We start from the raw sequence: 15,483 nt of genomic DNA, 5'->3' as shown, positions 1-15,483 counted from the left end.
TTCTCCCTGCACGGTCACGCGAGATTATGCCGGGACGCTCATCTAGAACAAGTTTCAGAGTTGATCGTTCGGAGGATCCGAATCTACCGGCAGGTAAGGGTGCTGGCAGCAGCGGATCAGGTGATTCACGCCACGACGGACGGCATGCCATGCTGTCTGATCATCCACCCTCACCGACTGTCACGGACGGGACCCATGCCTACGGAAGCCAACAGGGACGAGGCGGCCAGGGCAGCCAAGGCGGACACGGCGGGCAAGGCGGCGGCGACGGAGGCCGGCACCGCGCGCCCCGCCCCGGCCTCCCCGCTCACCGAGCGCCAGGAGGCGCGCCGGCGCCGCATCCTGCGGGCGTGCGCGCAGCTGGCCGGCCGGGGCGGCTTCGACGCGGTGCAGATGCGCGAGGTCGCGGAGTCCTCGCAGGTGGCGCTCGGCACGCTGTACCGCTACTTCCCGTCCAAGATCCATCTCCTGGTCGCGACCATGCAGGACCAGCTGGAGACCCTGCACGGCACGCTGCGGAAGAAGCCGCCGGCCGGTGAGACCCCGGCCGAGCGGGTCGCCGAAACCCTGATGCGGGCCTTCCGCGCGCTCCAGCGGGAGCCGCACCTGGCCGACGCGATGGTGCGCGCCCTGACGTTCGCGGACCGCAGCGTGAGCCCGGAGGTCGACCAGGTCTCGCGGCAGACCACGAGGATCATCCTGGACGCCATGGAGCTCACCGATCCCACGCCCGAGCAGCTCTCGGCCGTCCGGGTCATCGAGCACACCTGGCACTCGGCCCTGATCACCTGGCTCTCGGGCCGCGCCTCCATCGCCCAGGTCAGGGTCGACATAGAGACGGCGTGCCGCCTGATGGATCTGACGACCCCGGAGGCCGCGGACGCCCGCTGAGCCAGCAGGGGGAGGTGGGGAACGGGTGTTCCCGGTTCCGGCTGGGTTGGCTTGTTCGTACGATCTTCGTGTGCAGCTTCGCTATGCGTTCCGGTTGTATCCGGATACCGGTCAACGGGTCGCGTTGACAAGGGCGTTCGGGTGTGCGCGTGTCGTGTTCAACGACGCGGTGCGTACCCGTGAAGACGCCCGCAAGGCCGGCTGGCCGTTCCCGACGGCTGCCGGGTTGTCCCGGAAACTGATCACCGAGGCGAAGCGGACAGCGGAACGAGCCTGGCTGGGGGACGTGTCCGCGGTGGTGCTCCAGCAGTCCTTGCGGGACGCGGAGGCTGCGTACCGCGCCTTCTTCGCCTCCCTCAAGGGCACCCGCAAGGGCGCCCGGGTGGGCGCGCCCCGATTGAAGTCGCGCAAGGATGCGCGGCAGTCGGTGCGGTTCACCGCCAACGCCCGCTGGAGTATCACCGGCAGTGGCAGGCTGAGCCTGCCGAAGATCGGCGCGGTGAAGGTGAAGTGGTCTCGCGTCCTTCCCGCCACGCCGTCGTCCGTCACCGTGCTCAGGGACGCCGCTGGGAGGTTTTTCGCGTCCTTCGTCGTCGACACCGACCCTGTCACCGACCGGGCGCGGATGCCCGAGACGGACCGCACCGTCGGCATCGATCTCGGCCTCACGCACTTCGCCGTCCTCTCCGACGGCACGAAGATCGACTCCCCGCGTTTCCTGCGGCGTGCGGAGAAGAAGCTGAAGAAGGCCCAGCGGGAGCTGTCCCGCAAACAGAAAGGGAGCAACAACCGTGACAAGGCCCGCCTGAAAGTTGCCCGAGCCCACGCGAAGGTCACCGACGCACGCCGTGAGTTCCACCACAAGCTCTCCACAAGGCTGATCTCCGAGAACCAAGGAATCGCGGTGGAGGACCTGTCGGTCAAGGGACTGGCGCGTACCAGGCTGGCCAAGTCGGTGCACGACGCAGGATGGGCACAGTTCACCGGCATGCTGGGATACAAGGCGAAGCGGTACGGCCGAACCCTGGTCGAGGTGGGCCGGTTCGAACCGACCTCCCAGACCTGCCACGTCTGCGGCACCGTGGACGGCCCCAAACCCCTCAACATCCGGGAATGGACTTGCACGGCCTGCGGTACCGTCCACGACCGGGACCACAACGCCGCGATCAACATCGAAACGGCCGCCGGACTGGCGGTATCGGCCTGCGGAGCGCCGGTAAGACCGGGAGCGATCCCGGCACAGCGCGAAGAAACAGGAAGCCACGGATTCCCGACCGATGTCCGTGCCGCGTAGCAGCACAGCAAGGTCGAGAAGGCCAGAATCCTCGGGCTTCAGCCCAGGAGCAAGTCAAAACGGCAAGGTGACGATCACGGCGGGCAGTTCGCCGATCACCGCCTGGAGCGTGAACGTCACCATGACGGCCCCGCAGAAGGTCGTCTCCGTCTGGAACGGCTCACCCACCTGGGACAGCGGCGGCACCGTCATGACGGTGCGGTCCAGCTGGAACGGCACGCTCGCGGCCGGGGCCTCGACCAGCTTCGGCTTCACCGTGAACGGCGGTACGACACCCCCGCCGCAGGTCGGCGCCTGCACGGCGTCCTGACCCGGCCCACCGCACCCGCACCCCTTTTCCGGGGCTGCGGGTGCGGTGCGCGCCTCACGGCCCGCGTGACCCCCCTCACCGAAGCCACCCCTGGCCCCTTCCCTACGGGCGGGTAGAGTGTCGGCGTCGTCATCACACCGTACGGGGGGAAGCCGGTGCAATTCCGGCGCTGACCCGCAACCGTGAACCGTCCGCCGAAGACGGTGAGCCGGACTGCCCCGCACGGTCCGTGACCGGCTCACGTGCCCGGCGCTCCGCCGGTGCACGGCACCGTCGAGGCATACGGAGCCGAGCCGCCGGGGTGTCCCGCGCTGCCCGGCCCTCCTGCAGGGAAGGCACCCGCCGATCATGAATGTTCGCCGCAGCGCAGCGGTCCTGGCCGCCGTCGCCGTGATCGGCGCCGCCACTCCGGCCGCCGCCGACACGTCCCCGTCCCCGTCACCGTCCCGGGCGCCGCTCCCCTCCGCCCTGTACGGCGACGGCGACCCGCAGTACGACGGCGTCTGGCGCCAGTCGCTCGCCCTGCTCGCCCAGCACACGGCCGGCGTCGAGCCGCCGAAGGCGGCCGTCGACTGGCTGGCCGGCCAGCAGTGCGCCGACGGCTCCTTCGCCCCGTACCGCGCCGACACCGCCGAGGCGTGCGACGCGAAGACGACGGTCGACACCAACCAGACCGCCGCCGCCGTCCAGGCCCTCGCCGCGCTCGGCGGCCACGACGACGTCACGAAGAAGGCCGTCGGCTGGCTGAAGTCCGCGCAGAACGAGGACGGCGGCTGGGGCTACGTCGCGGGTGGCGCCAGCGACACCAACTCCACCTCCGTCGTCATCGGCGCGCTCGCCGCCACCGGTGAGAAGCCGGCCGAGGTGAAGAAGGACGGCAAGTCCCCCTACGACGCCCTGCTGACGCTGGCGCTCCCCTGCGAGGGCGACGGCGCGGGCGCCTTCGCCTTCCAGCCGGACAAGAAGGGCGGACTGGTCGCCAACGCGGACGCGACGGCGGCGGGCGTGCTCGGTTCGCTGGGTGCGGGCCTGGCCGTCGAGCCCGGCAAGGGCGAGGCGAAGGCAGCCGCCTGCGAGAAGGCCGACGGCCCCGAGCAGGCCGCCGCCAACGGCGCCGCGTACCTGGCCGACGCCCTCGCCGAGGACGGCCACCTCACCTCCGCCCTCCCCGGCGCCGAGGACCAGCCCGACTACGGCAACACCGCCGACGCGGTCGTCGCACTCGCCGCGCAGGGCTCCGCGGAGCAGGCCGGCAAGTCCCTGGCCTGGCTGGAGAAGAACGCCGCCGACTGGGCGACCAAGAGCGGTCCCGCCGCCTACGCCCAGCTGATCCTCGCCGCCCACGCCACCGGCGCCGACCCGCGCGACTTCGGCGGGACGGACCTCGTGAAGCAGCTCGGCGCGACGGGCCCGGCCGCCGCCGGGAAGAGCGCGGAGACGAAGTCGGCCGAGAAGGACGAGAAGAAGGACGAGTCGGAGTCCGACTCCGGCTTCGGCGTCTGGTGGTTCGTCGGCGTCTGCCTGGTCGCCGGCATCGGCATCGGCTTCCTGATCAGCGGCCGCGCGAAGAAGCAGCAGCCGTGATCCGCCGGGCCACCGTCCTGTTCCTGGCCGCGCTCCTGCCCCTGCCGGCGGGCGCGGGCCAGGCCCAGGCCGTCGGCTACCGCTACTGGTCCTTCTGGGAGCGGAACGGCACGGCGTGGACGTACGCCACCCAGGGCCCGTCCCTCGCCCGCCCCGCCGACGGCGACGTCCACGGCTTCCGCTTCTCCGTCAGCGAGAACTCCGCCGACGCGGCGAAGCCCCGGGGCACCGCCGACTTCGACACCATCTGCGCGAAGACCCCGGCGGCCGACGGCAGCAAACGCGTGGCCCTGGTCATCGACTTCGGCACCCCCGCCGACGCCCCGTCCGGCGAAACCCCGCCGACGGCCCGTACGGCCTGCGCCCGGGTCCCCGAGGACGCCACCACCGCCGAGGCCCTGGCCACGATCGCCGAACCCCTCCGCTACGACACCAACGCCCTGCTGTGCGCGATAGCGGGCTACCCGAAGAAGGGCTGCGGGGAACAGGTCGCGGCAAAGCAGCCCGCCGCTCCCGCGGAGGAGAAGACCGAGTCGGACGACTCCGGCCCGTCGATCGGCCTGGCAGCGGGAATCGCCGTCGTCGTACTCCTCGGAACAGCAGCCCTCTGGCAGGCCCGCCGCCGTGCGTCGTAGCTGCGGGCAGTCGTGCCCGCGCAGCTGCGGGCAGTCGTGCCCGCGCAGCTGCGGGCAGTCGTGCCTCCCCCAGGGCCCGAAAGGGCCTGGGAGGCACCCCCAGGGCGGCACGGGTGGGCGCAGCGGCACCCGGCAAGCGCCGGCGGAGCAACCCACCCCCGGGTACGTCCAACGGCACCGCACCCACCTCCACCCCGGCGCCTGGTGGCTCTGGGCCCTCTCCCTCGGCACGGCCGCCACCCGCACCACCAACCCCCTCCTCCTCACCCTCCTCATCACCGTCTCCGCCTACGTCGTGGCGACCCGCCGCCCCCACGCCCCCTGGTCCCGCTCCTACGGCGCCTTCGTCAAACTCGCCCTCGCCGTCCTCCTCGTCCGCCTCGCCTTCGCCGTCCTCCTCGGCTCCCCCATCCCCGGCACGCACGTGCTCGTGCACCTCCCCGAAGTCCCCCTCCCCGACTGGGCGCAGGGCATCCGCCTCGGCGGCGAGGTCACCGCCGAGGCCCTCACCTTCGCCCTGTACGACGCCCTCCGCCTGGCCGCCCTCCTCATCTGCGTAGGCGCCGCGAACGCCCTCGCCAACCCCTCCCGCCTGCTCAAGTCCCTCCCCGGTGCCCTGTACGAACTCGGCGTGGCCGTCGTCGTGGCCCTCACCTTCGCCCCGAACCTCGTCGCCGACGTCCAGCGCCTGCGTGCCGCCCGCCGGCTGCGGGGCCGGCCCGACAAGGGCGTCCGCGGCCTGCTCCAGGTCGGACTCCCGGTCCTGGAGGGCGCGCTGGAACGCTCGGTCGCCCTCGCCGCCGCGATGGACGCGCGCGGATACGGCCGTACCGCCGACGTACCCCCCGCCGTCCGCCGTACCACCGCCGCCCTCACCCTCGGCGGCCTGCTCGGCGTCTGCGCCGGGACGTACGGGCTGCTCACCGCCGAGGGCGGCGCCTACGGCCTCCCCGTCCTCCTCGCCGGTGTCGCCGCCGCCCTCGCGGGCCTGTGGCTCGGCGGACGACGCACCCTGCGCACCCGCTACCGCCCGGACCCCTGGGACGCCCGCGCCTGGCTGGTCACGGCGTCCGGAGTCGCCGTGGCCGCCCTCCTGACCCTCGCCGCGTCCCGCGATCCGGCGGCCCTGCACCCCGGTGTGGTCCCGCTCGTCGCGCCCACGCTTCCCCTGTGGTCGGCGGCGGCCGTCCTGATCGGCCTGCTCCCCGCCTTCGTCACCCCCGCCCCCGAGGCGTCGCACACCCGCAAGGAGCCGACGACGTGATCCGCTTCGAGAACGTGTCGGTGACGTACGACGGCGTGGACGAACCCGCCGTCCGGGGCGTCGACTTCGAGGTCCCCGAGGGCGAACTGGTCCTGCTCGTCGGCCCGTCCGGCGTCGGCAAGTCGACGGTGCTCGGCGCGGTGAGCGGCCTGGTCCCGCACTTCACCGGCGGCACCCTGCACGGCAGGGTCACGGTCGCGGGCCGCGACACCCGCACCCACAAGCCGCGTGAACTCGCCGACGTCGTGGGCACGGTGGGCCAGGACCCGCTCTCCCACTTCGTGACGGACACCGTGGAGGACGAACTCGCCTACGGCATGGAGTCGTTGGGACTCCCTCCGGCCGTGATGCGCCGCCGGGTGGAGGAGACCCTGGACCTCCTCGGCCTCGCCGGCCTCCGCGACCGTCCCCTCGCCACCCTCTCCGGCGGCCAGCAACAGCGCGTCGCCATCGGCTCGGTCCTCACCCCGCACCCCCGGGTGCTGGTCCTCGACGAACCGACGTCCGCCCTCGACCCCGCGGCGGCGGAGGAGGTCCTCGCGGTCCTCCAGCGCCTGGTCCACGACCTCGGCACCACCGTCCTCATGGCGGAACACCGCCTGGAACGCGTCATCCAGTACGCCGACCAGGTGGCCCTGCTGCCGGGCCCCGGCGAGCGGCTGCGGCTCGGCACCCCGCCGGAGGCGATGGCGGTCTCCCCCGTCCGTCCCCCCGTGGTCGACCTGGGCCGCCTCGCCGGCTGGTCCCCCCTCCCCCTGACGGTCCGCGACGCCCGCCGCAGGGCGGGCCCGTTGCGCGACCGCCTCGCCGACAGGCGACCGCCCGCCCGGGAACCCGAGCCACCGGAACAGGCACCGGCCCCCCGGCGCCTGTTCCCGCGCAGGAAGCCCGACACCCCGGCCCCCACCCCCGTGGCCGAGGTCCGTTCCCTCGCGGTCCGCCGTGACCGCGTCCAGGCCCTGCGCCACATCGACCTGACCGTCGCCCCCGGCGAGACGATCGCCCTCATGGGCCGCAACGGCGCCGGGAAGTCGACGCTGCTCAGCGCGCTCGTGGGCCTGGTCGCGCCCTCCTCGGGCTCGGTCCGCGCCGGCGACGCGGTCCCCCACCGCACCCGTCCCCGCGACCTGGTCCGCCGCGTCGGCCTGGTCCCCCAGGAACCCCGTGACCTCCTGTACGCCGACACGGTCGCGGCGGAGTGCGCGGCCGCCGACGGGGACGCGGGCGCCGAGCCGGGCACCTGCCGCGCCCTGCTGACCGAGCTGCTCCCCTCGGTGGCCGACGACACCCACCCCCGCGACCTGTCCGAGGGCCAGCGCCTGACCCTCGCCCTCGCGGTCGTCCTCACCGCGCGCCCGCCCCTGCTCCTCCTCGACGAGCCGACCCGCGGCCTGGACTACGCGGCGAAGGCCCGCCTGGTGACGATCCTGCGCGGACTGGCCGCCGAGGGCCACGCCATCGTCATGGCCACGCACGACGTGGAACTGGCGGCGGAACTCGCCCACCGGGTGGTGCTGCTCGCGGAGGGCGAGGTGATCGCGGACGGCCCGGCGGCGGAGGTGGTCGTGGCGTCCCCGTCCTTCGCCCCGCAGGTGGCGAAGATCCTGGCCCCGCAGCACTGGCTCACGGTCTCCCAGGTCCGGGAGGCGCTGCGGTGACCGGCGCCAAGAGCCCGCAGCGCCAGACCCGGGCCATCCGTCTGGGCCCCCGTTCATGGGCGGCGCTGGCCCTGGTGAGCGCGGTGGGCGTGGCGGGCGTCGGCTGGCCCTTCCTCGCCCCGCCCGCCTCCACGCTGAACGCCCACGCCCAGGACGCGCCGTGGCTCTTCGCGGGCCTGCTGGTCCTGCTGGTCGCGGTCGCGGCGGCGACGATCTCGGAGTCGGGCCTGGGCCCGAAGGCGGTGGCGATGCTCGGCGTCCTCGCGGCGACGGGCGCGGCCCTGCGCCCCATCGGCGCGGGCACGGCCGGCCTGGAGCCCATGTTCTTCCTCATGGTCCTCAGCGGCCGGGTCCTCGGCCCTGGTTTCGGCTTCGTCCTCGGCTCGGTGACGATGTTCGCGTCCGCCCTGCTCACCGGTGGTGTCGGCCCCTGGCTGCCGTTCCAGATGCTGTCGATGGGCTGGTTCACGATGGGCGCGGCCCTGCTGCCGGGCGCCGACCGGCTGCGCGGGCGCGCGGAGCTCTGGCTGCTCGCCGGCTACGGCTTCCTGGCGGCCTTCGCCTACGGCACGGTGATGAACATGGCGGGCTGGCCCTTCATGTCGGCCCTGGCCTCGAACATCTCCTTCTCCCCCGACGCGTCGCTCTCCACCAACCTGGCCCGCTTCCTGGCGTACTGCCTGGCGACGTCCCTCGGCTGGGACCTGGGCCGGGCCCTGGTCACGGTCGTCCTGACCCTCGCCCTCGGCGCCCCGGTCCTGAAGGCCCTCCGCCGGGCCACCCGGCGGGCGGCCTTCGAGGCGCCGGTCACTTTCGGGGACACCCCTCGGTAAGCCCTCGCACGCACCCCGTGACCGGGACGGTGAACCACCCCACATGACCCGCGTCACCTACGACCCGGCACCGTAGCGGGGCGCGGAGGACGCGCCCGCTGCCCCGCCCCGCGAACCGGCCGTCCCGTGCGCACGCATCCCGCGCCCCTCCGACCCCTGGTAGTAAAAGGGACCTTTGCGGGCGATTCCGATATTTGTTTCCGTGGAGCGGTCGCCAGGCGCCGACGAACCCCACGGGTCGCGGCGCCGACGCATGCCCCCGCCGCACACCGCGGCGATCCGGCACGGCGCAACGCGACCACCCTGCTCCCGACCGAAAGGCCGCCTGTGTCCGCCGCTTCCCTCCTCCGCACCATCGCCACTCCGAAGAAGGCCCTCGCCGGCGCCGCCCTCGCGGCCGCCGCCTGCGGCACGCTGATCGCCGCCGCACCCGCGCAGGCCGCGACCGCGGGGACGGCCGCCTCGGCCCAGGCGACCGCGAAGAAGATGATCGGCGACTCGGCCGAGTTCCAGTGCTTCTCGAAGATCGTCCAGCACGAGAGCAGCTGGAACCCCACCGCCACCAACGCCTCCAGCGGCGCCTACGGTCTGGTCCAGGCCCTGCCCGCCTCCAAGATGGCCTCGGCCGGTTCCGACTGGAGGACCAACCCCGCCACCCAGATCAAGTGGGGCCTGGACTACATGAAGGACCGCTACGGCAGCGCCTGCGACGCCTGGTCCTTCTGGCAGGCCAACCACTGGTACTGACAGCCCCACCCCCCCATACCGAAGGCGGCGGCCCCACGATCCCCGGGGCCGCCGCCTTCGCCGCTGTCGGGGCGGAGGAGTGGGCGGCGTGCGTCAGCGGATGTCGTGGTCGGGGTGGGCCTGGTCGTACGCGTGCCGCGCCTCGGCGATGACGGCACGATGCGCGAGGGACCAGTCGGCGAGCGCCTTGACCAGGTGGGTCAGGCCGGTCCCGGTCCCGGTCAGGCGGTAGTCGACCTTGGCCGGGACGGTCGGGTACACGGTGCGCAGCACGAGGCCGTCACGTTCGAGCCTGCGCACGGTGAGGGTGAGCATGCGCTGGGAGATGCCGTCGATGGCGCGCTGGAGTTCACGGAAGCGGCGTGGCCCGCCGGCGAGTTCGACGATCACGAGCACCGACCACTTGTCGCCGATCCGGTCGAGGACGTCGCGGATGCCGCAGTCGGGGTGGTCCTCGCGTCCGCACGGGTCGAGTTCGGCGGGGGTGGTGGTTACCCCGGTGTGCGTGAGTGACATCGAACTGCCTTCTTGTGGCCGGTGAGCGTGCGGTCGAGGATCAAGCGTAGTTACCGATGAGAACCACGACGGAAGACTGCGATGGACATGATTCTGGTGACCGGAGCGAACGGGAACCTGGGTGCGGCCGCTCTCGCGGCGCTGCGCGCCCGCGGCATCGCCGCGACGGGCGGCAGCCGCACGCCGGGCGAGGGGATGCGGCGCCTCGACTTCGACGACCACGAAAGCCTCGACCTCGCCGGTGTGTCGACCCTGGTGCTCGTCTCCGCCGGCTACGCCGAGGACGACGAGGTCGTCGCCCGGCACACGGCGGTCCTGGACGCCGCCGTCCGTGACGGCGTCGGCCACGTCGTCTACACGAGCCTGACCACCGCCGGCGACCATCTCGGCTTCGCCCTCGCGCACCGTGCGACCGAACGCCTCGTGCGGGCGAGCGGGTTGCCGTGGACGATCCTGCGCAACGGCCTGTACGCCGAACTCTTCGGCGGTCTGCTGATGTGGGCCGGCGGCGAGGTGGAGTCCGCGTTCGGGGACGGCGCCCTGGCCGCGGTCGCGCGGGAGGACCTGGCCGAGGTCGCGGCGACGGTGGCGGCGGATCCCGCACCTCATGACGGGCGCGTCTACGACCTCGTCGGCACGCCGGTCACGGCGGGGCAGGTGGCCGATCGACTCGGCGTCGCGCACCGCACCGTCAGCCTGGGGGAGTACCGGCGCAGGCTCCTCGACAAGACACCAGGGCTGCTGCCGTTCCAGCCGCCGATGCTCGCCTCGATCGCCACGGGCATCCGGCACGGCTTCCTGGACGGTACCGCGCCCGACCTCACCGACCTCCTCGGCCGCACGGCCCGCGATCCCCTGGCCACGGCCGTCGCGGCCGCGTCCGCCGCCAGGCCGGTGGCGCGCGCCTAGCGGTCGGCGGCGAATGCGCAACACCGGGGCCGGTGATCAGTGCGTCCAGCGGGTCATCGCGACCGTTCGGTGGTCGTCCAGGTCAGGAAGGCGGTGAAGGCGGCGGGGCGGAGGGTGAGGATCGGACCTGCCGGGTTCTTGGAGTCCCGGACGGCGACGGTGGAGCTGGGGACTTCGGCGATCTCGACGCAGTTGCCACCCTGGTCACTGCTGTAGCTGGACTTACGCCAGTTGAGCTCCATAGCGTTCCTCCATCACGCATCGGATCAGCTCCGCCGAATCCTTGAGCGAGAGCGCGGCAGCCTGAAGATGATCGTAACGGAGCGAGCAGTCGGTCACGGTGTCCGGATTCGCGGTCGGGTGCGCGCTGCCGTAGCCCTCGGTATAGACGATGGCCGGATCCTGCGCGAACCGGTAGACGTCGAACGAGCCGGTCATTCCCGCGTGTGCCCCGGACTTGAACGGCAGCACCTGAATGTTGATCAACGGGTTGTGCTCGAACGACAACAAGTGAGCCAGTTGGTCACGCATGGTCCTCGGACCGTCGATCTCCAGATACAGGGCCGCCTCGAAGAGGATCACCCAGTAGAGCGGCGGGTCCTCCCTGCCGAAGATGCGCTGCCGATCCAGACGTACGGCGGTTCGGTCGTCGAGGTCGGTCGCGTCCAGAGCACCCAGTACGGCACTCGCGTACGCCCTGGTCTGGAGCAGGCCTGGCACCATGCCCATCTCGAAGCAGTACATACCAGTGGCCCTCGCCTGCAACTCGGCCACCTGTTGGAACCAGGCCGGAAGTTGACTGCGCATCACCAGTGTGACGAGTCGGGACAGCAACCCTCCCGTGCCCAGCGCCGCGTCAATGCGCTCACTGAACTCCTGCGTCGGCAGCTTCCTCGCCGTCTCGATCTGGCCGACCAGCGAGCCCGTGTAGTTGACGATGTCGCCGAGTTGCCGCTGGGTCAGGCCGGCGGCCTCTCGGTGGCGGCGGAGTTCGAAGCCGTAGTAGTCCAGTGGTGACGCACCCGGGTCGAGGACGTTGATGTGGGTCACGGCACGGTCCCCTTTCACGCAACTCGGCCCACAGCGGGACCGGTTGTATTCGTTCCGTAGCCGAGCGTAGTCAGCGGAGGTCAGCCTTGTGGCGTGAACGAGAACATTCCCCTCCCCACCCTCCTCGCCCCGCGCAGCGACCGGTACGCGATGCGGCTCACCGCCGGTGAGCACTCGGCGCGGCACGTCCGGCGCATCGTGCGGTCGTTCCTGTGCGAGTGGGAGATGACCGGGCTGTCCGACGCCGTGGAACTCGGCGTGACGGAGCTGCTCGCCAACGTCGTACGCCACGTTCCGGACCGGCGCTGCGCCCTGCTGTTGCTGCGACTTCCGGCCGGGGTGCGGGTGGAAGTGACCGACGGGAGTGACGGGATCCCGCGGGTGCCGGTGGAGTTGGAGCCCGACGCGGAGAACGGGCGAGGGCTCGCCCTGCTCGCTGCGGTGACCGACCGCTGGGGTGTCGATCCCGAGCCCCGTGGCGGGAAGACCGTGTGGTTCGAGTGTGCGGTGGAGGCCGGTGCGTGAGGTGGCCGTCGGGCCACTCGCTTCCTTGTCAGTGTCGTGCTTCCACGGACCGCGTCAAGGGCGCTGCGTTCCGCTGCGCTCCACTCCGCGTCGCCTTCGGCGATGGCCCTGCGGGCCACCCTTGACCCGGTCCGTTCCAGCACGGGGGAGAAGCGAGCGAGCGGCCCGGAAGAACGGGCGGCCGAGGCACGCCTGCGATACGAGGCGAGCCGGCCAGTCACCCGGGGTCTGCGGGCGCGCTCGCGCCTCGCCTGCACGCCGGGCCGTCCGGCGGCAATCGGTGAGTGGGTGGCAGGGCCTGGGGTCGTCCCTCGGCACCCCCTTCGGAAACCGTGAACACTTCGGGCCGAAGTGTTCACGGTTTCCGACACCACCCCCGACCCCCTCCCTCCCCACCGGCCGTACGCCGCCGAACCAGCCCGGCGCGCAGGCGAGAGGCGACCGCGCACCACCCACCCAGCGACAGCCGCCAAGCCCACCCGGCGTGCGGCCAGGCACGACCGCGCCCGCCGACCCCGCCCGCCACGCAACCCACTCCACACCGCAAGCGTGCCCGGCCCCGCTTCTCTCCCGGCCGCTCGCTCGCTTCTCCCCCGTGCTGGAGCGGGCCGGGTCAAGGGTGGGCCGCAGGCCCATCGCCGAAGGCGACGCGACCGCAGGGAGCGCCCTTGACGCGGCTCGCGGAAGCACGACACTGACGAAGAAGCGAGTGGCCCGACGCCCACTTCGTCGCAACGGTCAGGGCGTCCCGTAAGCCCCGGCCGGGTGTGCCGACCGTGCGGGTCGCCCACTCGCCCTGACCGCGCAGCGACGACGGCGAGTACCGGATCAGCTCGGAGTACGGTCCTTCACCGGTGCCGACGGCTCGCTGCCGAGCTCTGCGGCGGCCACGGCCGTACGGGCGCGCGGGCCCTGGAGCAGGTACGTCAGTCCGAAGCCGGCGCCGACGACGACCGCGCCGCCGGCCGCGTCCAGGATCCAGTGGTTGCCGGTGGCGACGATCGCGGCGGCCGTGAACAGGGGGTGCAGCAGGCCCAGCGCCTTCATCCACGCCTTCGGCGCGATGATCGCGATCACCAGTCCGCACCACAGGGACCAGCCGAAGTGCAGGGACGGCATCGCGGCGTACTGGTTGGTGAGGTGGGTGAGCGTGCCGTAGTCGGGCTGGGAGAAGTCCTGCACGCCGTGGACCGTGTCGATGATGCCGAGGTCCGGCATGAGGCGGGGCGGGGCGAGCGGGTAGAGCCAGAAGCCGACCAGGGCGAGGAGGGTGGCGAAGCCCAGGCTCGCGCGGGCCCAGCGGTAGTCGACGGGGCGGCGCCAGTAGAGCAGGCCGAGGACGGTCAGCGGGACGGCGAAGTGGAACGACGTGTAGTAGAAGTCGAAGGACTCCCGCAGCCAGCCGATCTTCACCACGGCGTGGTTGACGGCGTGCTCGATGTCCAGGTGGAGCAGGCGTTCGAGGTCGAGGATCTGCTGTCCGTGTTCCTCGGCCCGGTCGCGGCCCGCCGAGTTGCTGCCGCCGGTCGCGGCGAGGCGGACCTTGGCGTACGCGGCGTAGGTGACGCGGATCAGCAGGAGCTCGAGCAGGAGGTTCGGGCGGATGAGCACCCGGCGCAGGAACGGCAGCAGCGGGACGAACGCGAAGCGGGCCGGGACGGGTGGGGCGTACGGGGTCGGGACCGGCGTACGGAAGTACGGCGAGCCGCGGGTGAGGAAGGGGAGCGCGGTGGCGGCGGCCAGGGCGGCCAGGAGGACGACGTTGTCGCGCAGCGGGTGCAGGAACGCCATGTCCGGCAGCATCATCTTCGCCGGCAGCGTCATCACCAGGACGACGGCGACGGGCCACACCAGCCGGTCGCGGGCGCGTCTGCCGGCCCGGCCGACGGCGGTGAGCAGCACCCACAGCAGCTGGTGCTGCCACGCGGTGGGGGCGACCGCGATGGCGGCGCAGCCGGTGACGGCGACCGCGAGCAGTAACTGGCCGTCGTGGGCGTAGCGCACCGCGCGGCGCAGGGCGAGGGTCACGACGGCCGCGCCGAGCAGCAGGAAGAGGCCGATTTCCAGCGGGCCCCGGAGACCGAGGCGGAGCAGGGCGCCGTGCAGGGACTGGTTGGCGAGGGCGTCGGCGGGGCCACCGAGGCCGGTGCCCGCCAGGTGGTGGACCCAGTAGGTGTGGGAGTCGTGCGGCATCGCTGCCCAGGCGAGGGCGGTGGCCGCGGCGAAGGTGACGCCGGTGGCGGCGGCGGTCCGGCGGCGGTCGGTGAACCACAGCAGCGGGGCGAAGAGGAGGAGGGTGGGCTGGAGGGCGGCGGCGACGCCGATCAGTACGCCGCTGACGCGCCGGCCGCGGGTGACGAAGCAGCCCAGCAGGACGAGCAGGACCGGGATGATGCTGGTCTGGCCGAGCCAGAGGGTGTTGCGCACCGGCAGGGACAGCATGAGCAGGCTGATGGCGACGGGCCCGGCGAGGATCGCGGTGCGGCGGCCGACCGGCTGGGGCAGGGCGCGGGCGGCGATCAGTCCGAGGGCGACGACCAGCAGCAGGGTGCCGAAGGTCCAGCCCCAGCCGAGGGCCTGTTCGGCGGGGCGGGTGAGGGGTTTGAGGACGAGCCCGCTGAAGGGGGTGCCGGTGAACCGGGTGGAGTCGTAGAGGGAGCCGCTGACGTGCAGGACGCCCTCGGGGCCCACCCAGGTCTCCAGGGTGGTCAGCCGTTCCCCGCTCGGTGTGGTGAGGACGACGGCGACCTGGCGTACGGCGAGGACGGCGGCCAGCAGCCACAGGGCCAGGCGTGCGGCGCGCAGCCGTGCCAGGGTGCCGTCCGCCGCTGCCGCTGTCGTCCCGAGAGCCTCCGCCGGTCGCCGCCCCCTGTGCTCCGCGTTCGCCACGCTTCGTCGGCCTCCCGCCCCGTTTCGCTCCTGCGTCCCGTGCGTGGGGATTCACTTCGCGAACCCCCGTGAGGCTCGCGCCACCCCCTGGAAAGGGACGCGGGAAACCGCGGCTTCACCTGACGGCCCTCTCACTTTTGTCCGGATGACGATAGTCCGCGGGGGATCGCGTTGCCCGCGGACGACGCGAGAAGGGTCACAACGAGCCACCGGACGGGGCGCCCCGGCGCGGGGCTGCGCCCCTGCGTACACCGCATTCATGTGCAGTATGCAGCTGTTCGCATACCGCCCGTAGAGGGGACAAGCGCGCCTATCGTCGTTTTTTCGGCCCGCCCGACAGCGCCGCCGCGCGGACCCGCCCCTGTTCCCGTCGAAAGG

At 72.5% G+C, this 15,483-nt stretch carries 14 protein-coding genes, 1 pseudogene and 1 riboswitch; of the genes and pseudogenes, 11 read left to right on the top strand and 4 right to left on the bottom strand.

Features of this window, described 5'->3' with window-relative positions; all coding sequences use genetic code 11:
* The first annotated feature begins 195 nt into the window (after positions 1-195).
* From AB0A94_RS06010 to AB0A94_RS05970, 9 genes and pseudogenes are all read left to right on the top strand, one after another.
* Positions 196-891: a TetR family transcriptional regulator gene (locus AB0A94_RS06010; protein WP_361739463.1), complete on the top strand. Its 696-nt coding sequence runs from the start codon at positions 196-198 to the stop codon at positions 889-891.
* 70 nt (positions 892-961) lie between these two features.
* Entirely contained in the window at positions 962-2,185 is a 1,224-nt protein-coding gene (locus AB0A94_RS06005) for an RNA-guided endonuclease TnpB family protein (RefSeq protein ID WP_361739918.1), read from the top strand.
* A gap of 58 nt (positions 2,186-2,243) precedes the next feature.
* Positions 2,244-2,495 (top strand): annotated as a pseudogene (locus tag AB0A94_RS06000) (cellulose binding domain-containing protein); the annotation flags it as partial.
* 99 nt (positions 2,496-2,594) lie between these two features.
* Positions 2,595-2,735: riboswitch (cobalamin riboswitch) on the top strand.
* 108 nt (positions 2,736-2,843) lie between these two features.
* Entirely contained in the window at positions 2,844-4,079 is a 1,236-nt protein-coding gene (locus AB0A94_RS05995; protein WP_361739460.1) for a prenyltransferase/squalene oxidase repeat-containing protein, read from the top strand.
* Entirely contained in the window at positions 4,076-4,714 is a 639-nt protein-coding gene (locus AB0A94_RS05990) for an SCO2322 family protein (RefSeq protein WP_361739457.1), read from the top strand. Before AB0A94_RS05995 ends, AB0A94_RS05990 begins: the two co-directional genes overlap by 4 nt.
* The gene (locus AB0A94_RS05985) at positions 4,704-5,978 is read left to right on the top strand and encodes an energy-coupling factor transporter transmembrane component T (RefSeq protein WP_361739454.1); all 1,275 of its coding nucleotides are present in this window, start codon (positions 4,704-4,706) and stop codon (positions 5,976-5,978) included. The genes AB0A94_RS05990 and AB0A94_RS05985 overlap by 11 nt, the downstream gene beginning before the upstream one ends.
* The gene (locus tag AB0A94_RS05980; RefSeq protein ID WP_361739451.1) at positions 5,975-7,636 is read left to right on the top strand and encodes an ATP-binding cassette domain-containing protein; all 1,662 of its coding nucleotides are present in this window, start codon (positions 5,975-5,977) and stop codon (positions 7,634-7,636) included. The genes AB0A94_RS05985 and AB0A94_RS05980 overlap by 4 nt, the downstream gene beginning before the upstream one ends.
* The gene (locus tag AB0A94_RS05975; protein WP_361739448.1) at positions 7,633-8,469 is read left to right on the top strand and encodes an ECF transporter S component; all 837 of its coding nucleotides are present in this window, start codon (positions 7,633-7,635) and stop codon (positions 8,467-8,469) included. The genes AB0A94_RS05980 and AB0A94_RS05975 overlap by 4 nt, the downstream gene beginning before the upstream one ends.
* A gap of 327 nt (positions 8,470-8,796) precedes the next feature.
* Positions 8,797-9,216, top strand: coding sequence for a transglycosylase SLT domain-containing protein (locus AB0A94_RS05970; RefSeq protein ID WP_361739446.1), 420 nt, complete (start codon positions 8,797-8,799; stop codon positions 9,214-9,216).
* Positions 9,217-9,309: 93 nt separating this feature from the next.
* On the opposite strand, the gene AB0A94_RS05965 is transcribed toward AB0A94_RS05970, so the two are convergent.
* On the bottom strand, positions 9,310-9,732 hold the full coding sequence (locus tag AB0A94_RS05965) for a helix-turn-helix domain-containing protein (protein ID WP_361739443.1): 423 nt from the start codon (positions 9,730-9,732) through the stop codon (positions 9,310-9,312).
* Between the two features lie 87 nt (positions 9,733-9,819).
* On the opposite strand from AB0A94_RS05965, the gene AB0A94_RS05960 reads away from it, so the two are divergent.
* Entirely contained in the window at positions 9,820-10,641 is an 822-nt protein-coding gene (locus tag AB0A94_RS05960; protein WP_361739915.1) for an NAD(P)H-binding protein, read from the top strand.
* 53 nt (positions 10,642-10,694) lie between these two features.
* On the opposite strand, the gene AB0A94_RS05955 is transcribed toward AB0A94_RS05960, so the two are convergent.
* Both AB0A94_RS05955 and AB0A94_RS05950 read right to left on the bottom strand, forming a co-directional pair.
* Positions 10,695-10,883: a DUF397 domain-containing protein gene (locus AB0A94_RS05955; protein ID WP_361739440.1), complete on the bottom strand. Its 189-nt coding sequence runs from the start codon at positions 10,881-10,883 to the stop codon at positions 10,695-10,697.
* Positions 10,864-11,691 (bottom strand): helix-turn-helix transcriptional regulator, encoded by an 828-nt coding sequence (locus AB0A94_RS05950; protein ID WP_361739437.1) that lies wholly within the window; start codon positions 11,689-11,691, stop codon positions 10,864-10,866. The genes AB0A94_RS05955 and AB0A94_RS05950 overlap by 20 nt, the downstream gene beginning before the upstream one ends.
* Positions 11,692-11,841: 150 nt before the next feature.
* On the opposite strand from AB0A94_RS05950, the gene AB0A94_RS05945 reads away from it, so the two are divergent.
* Positions 11,842-12,216: an ATP-binding protein gene (locus tag AB0A94_RS05945; RefSeq protein WP_361739912.1), complete on the top strand. Its 375-nt coding sequence runs from the start codon at positions 11,842-11,844 to the stop codon at positions 12,214-12,216.
* An 828-nt stretch (positions 12,217-13,044) separates the two neighbouring features.
* Here the strand turns inward: AB0A94_RS05945 and AB0A94_RS05940 are convergent.
* On the bottom strand, positions 13,045-15,105 hold the full coding sequence (locus AB0A94_RS05940; protein ID WP_361739434.1) for a bifunctional glycosyltransferase 87/phosphatase PAP2 family protein: 2,061 nt from the start codon (positions 15,103-15,105) through the stop codon (positions 13,045-13,047).
* Between the last annotated feature and the right edge of the window lie 378 nt (positions 15,106-15,483).

The organism is Streptomyces sp. NPDC044984, from assembly GCF_040646935.1.
Lineage (GTDB): Bacteria > Actinomycetota > Actinomycetes > Streptomycetales > Streptomycetaceae > Streptomyces.
This window is presented reverse-complemented; position numbering and strand designations above follow the sequence as displayed.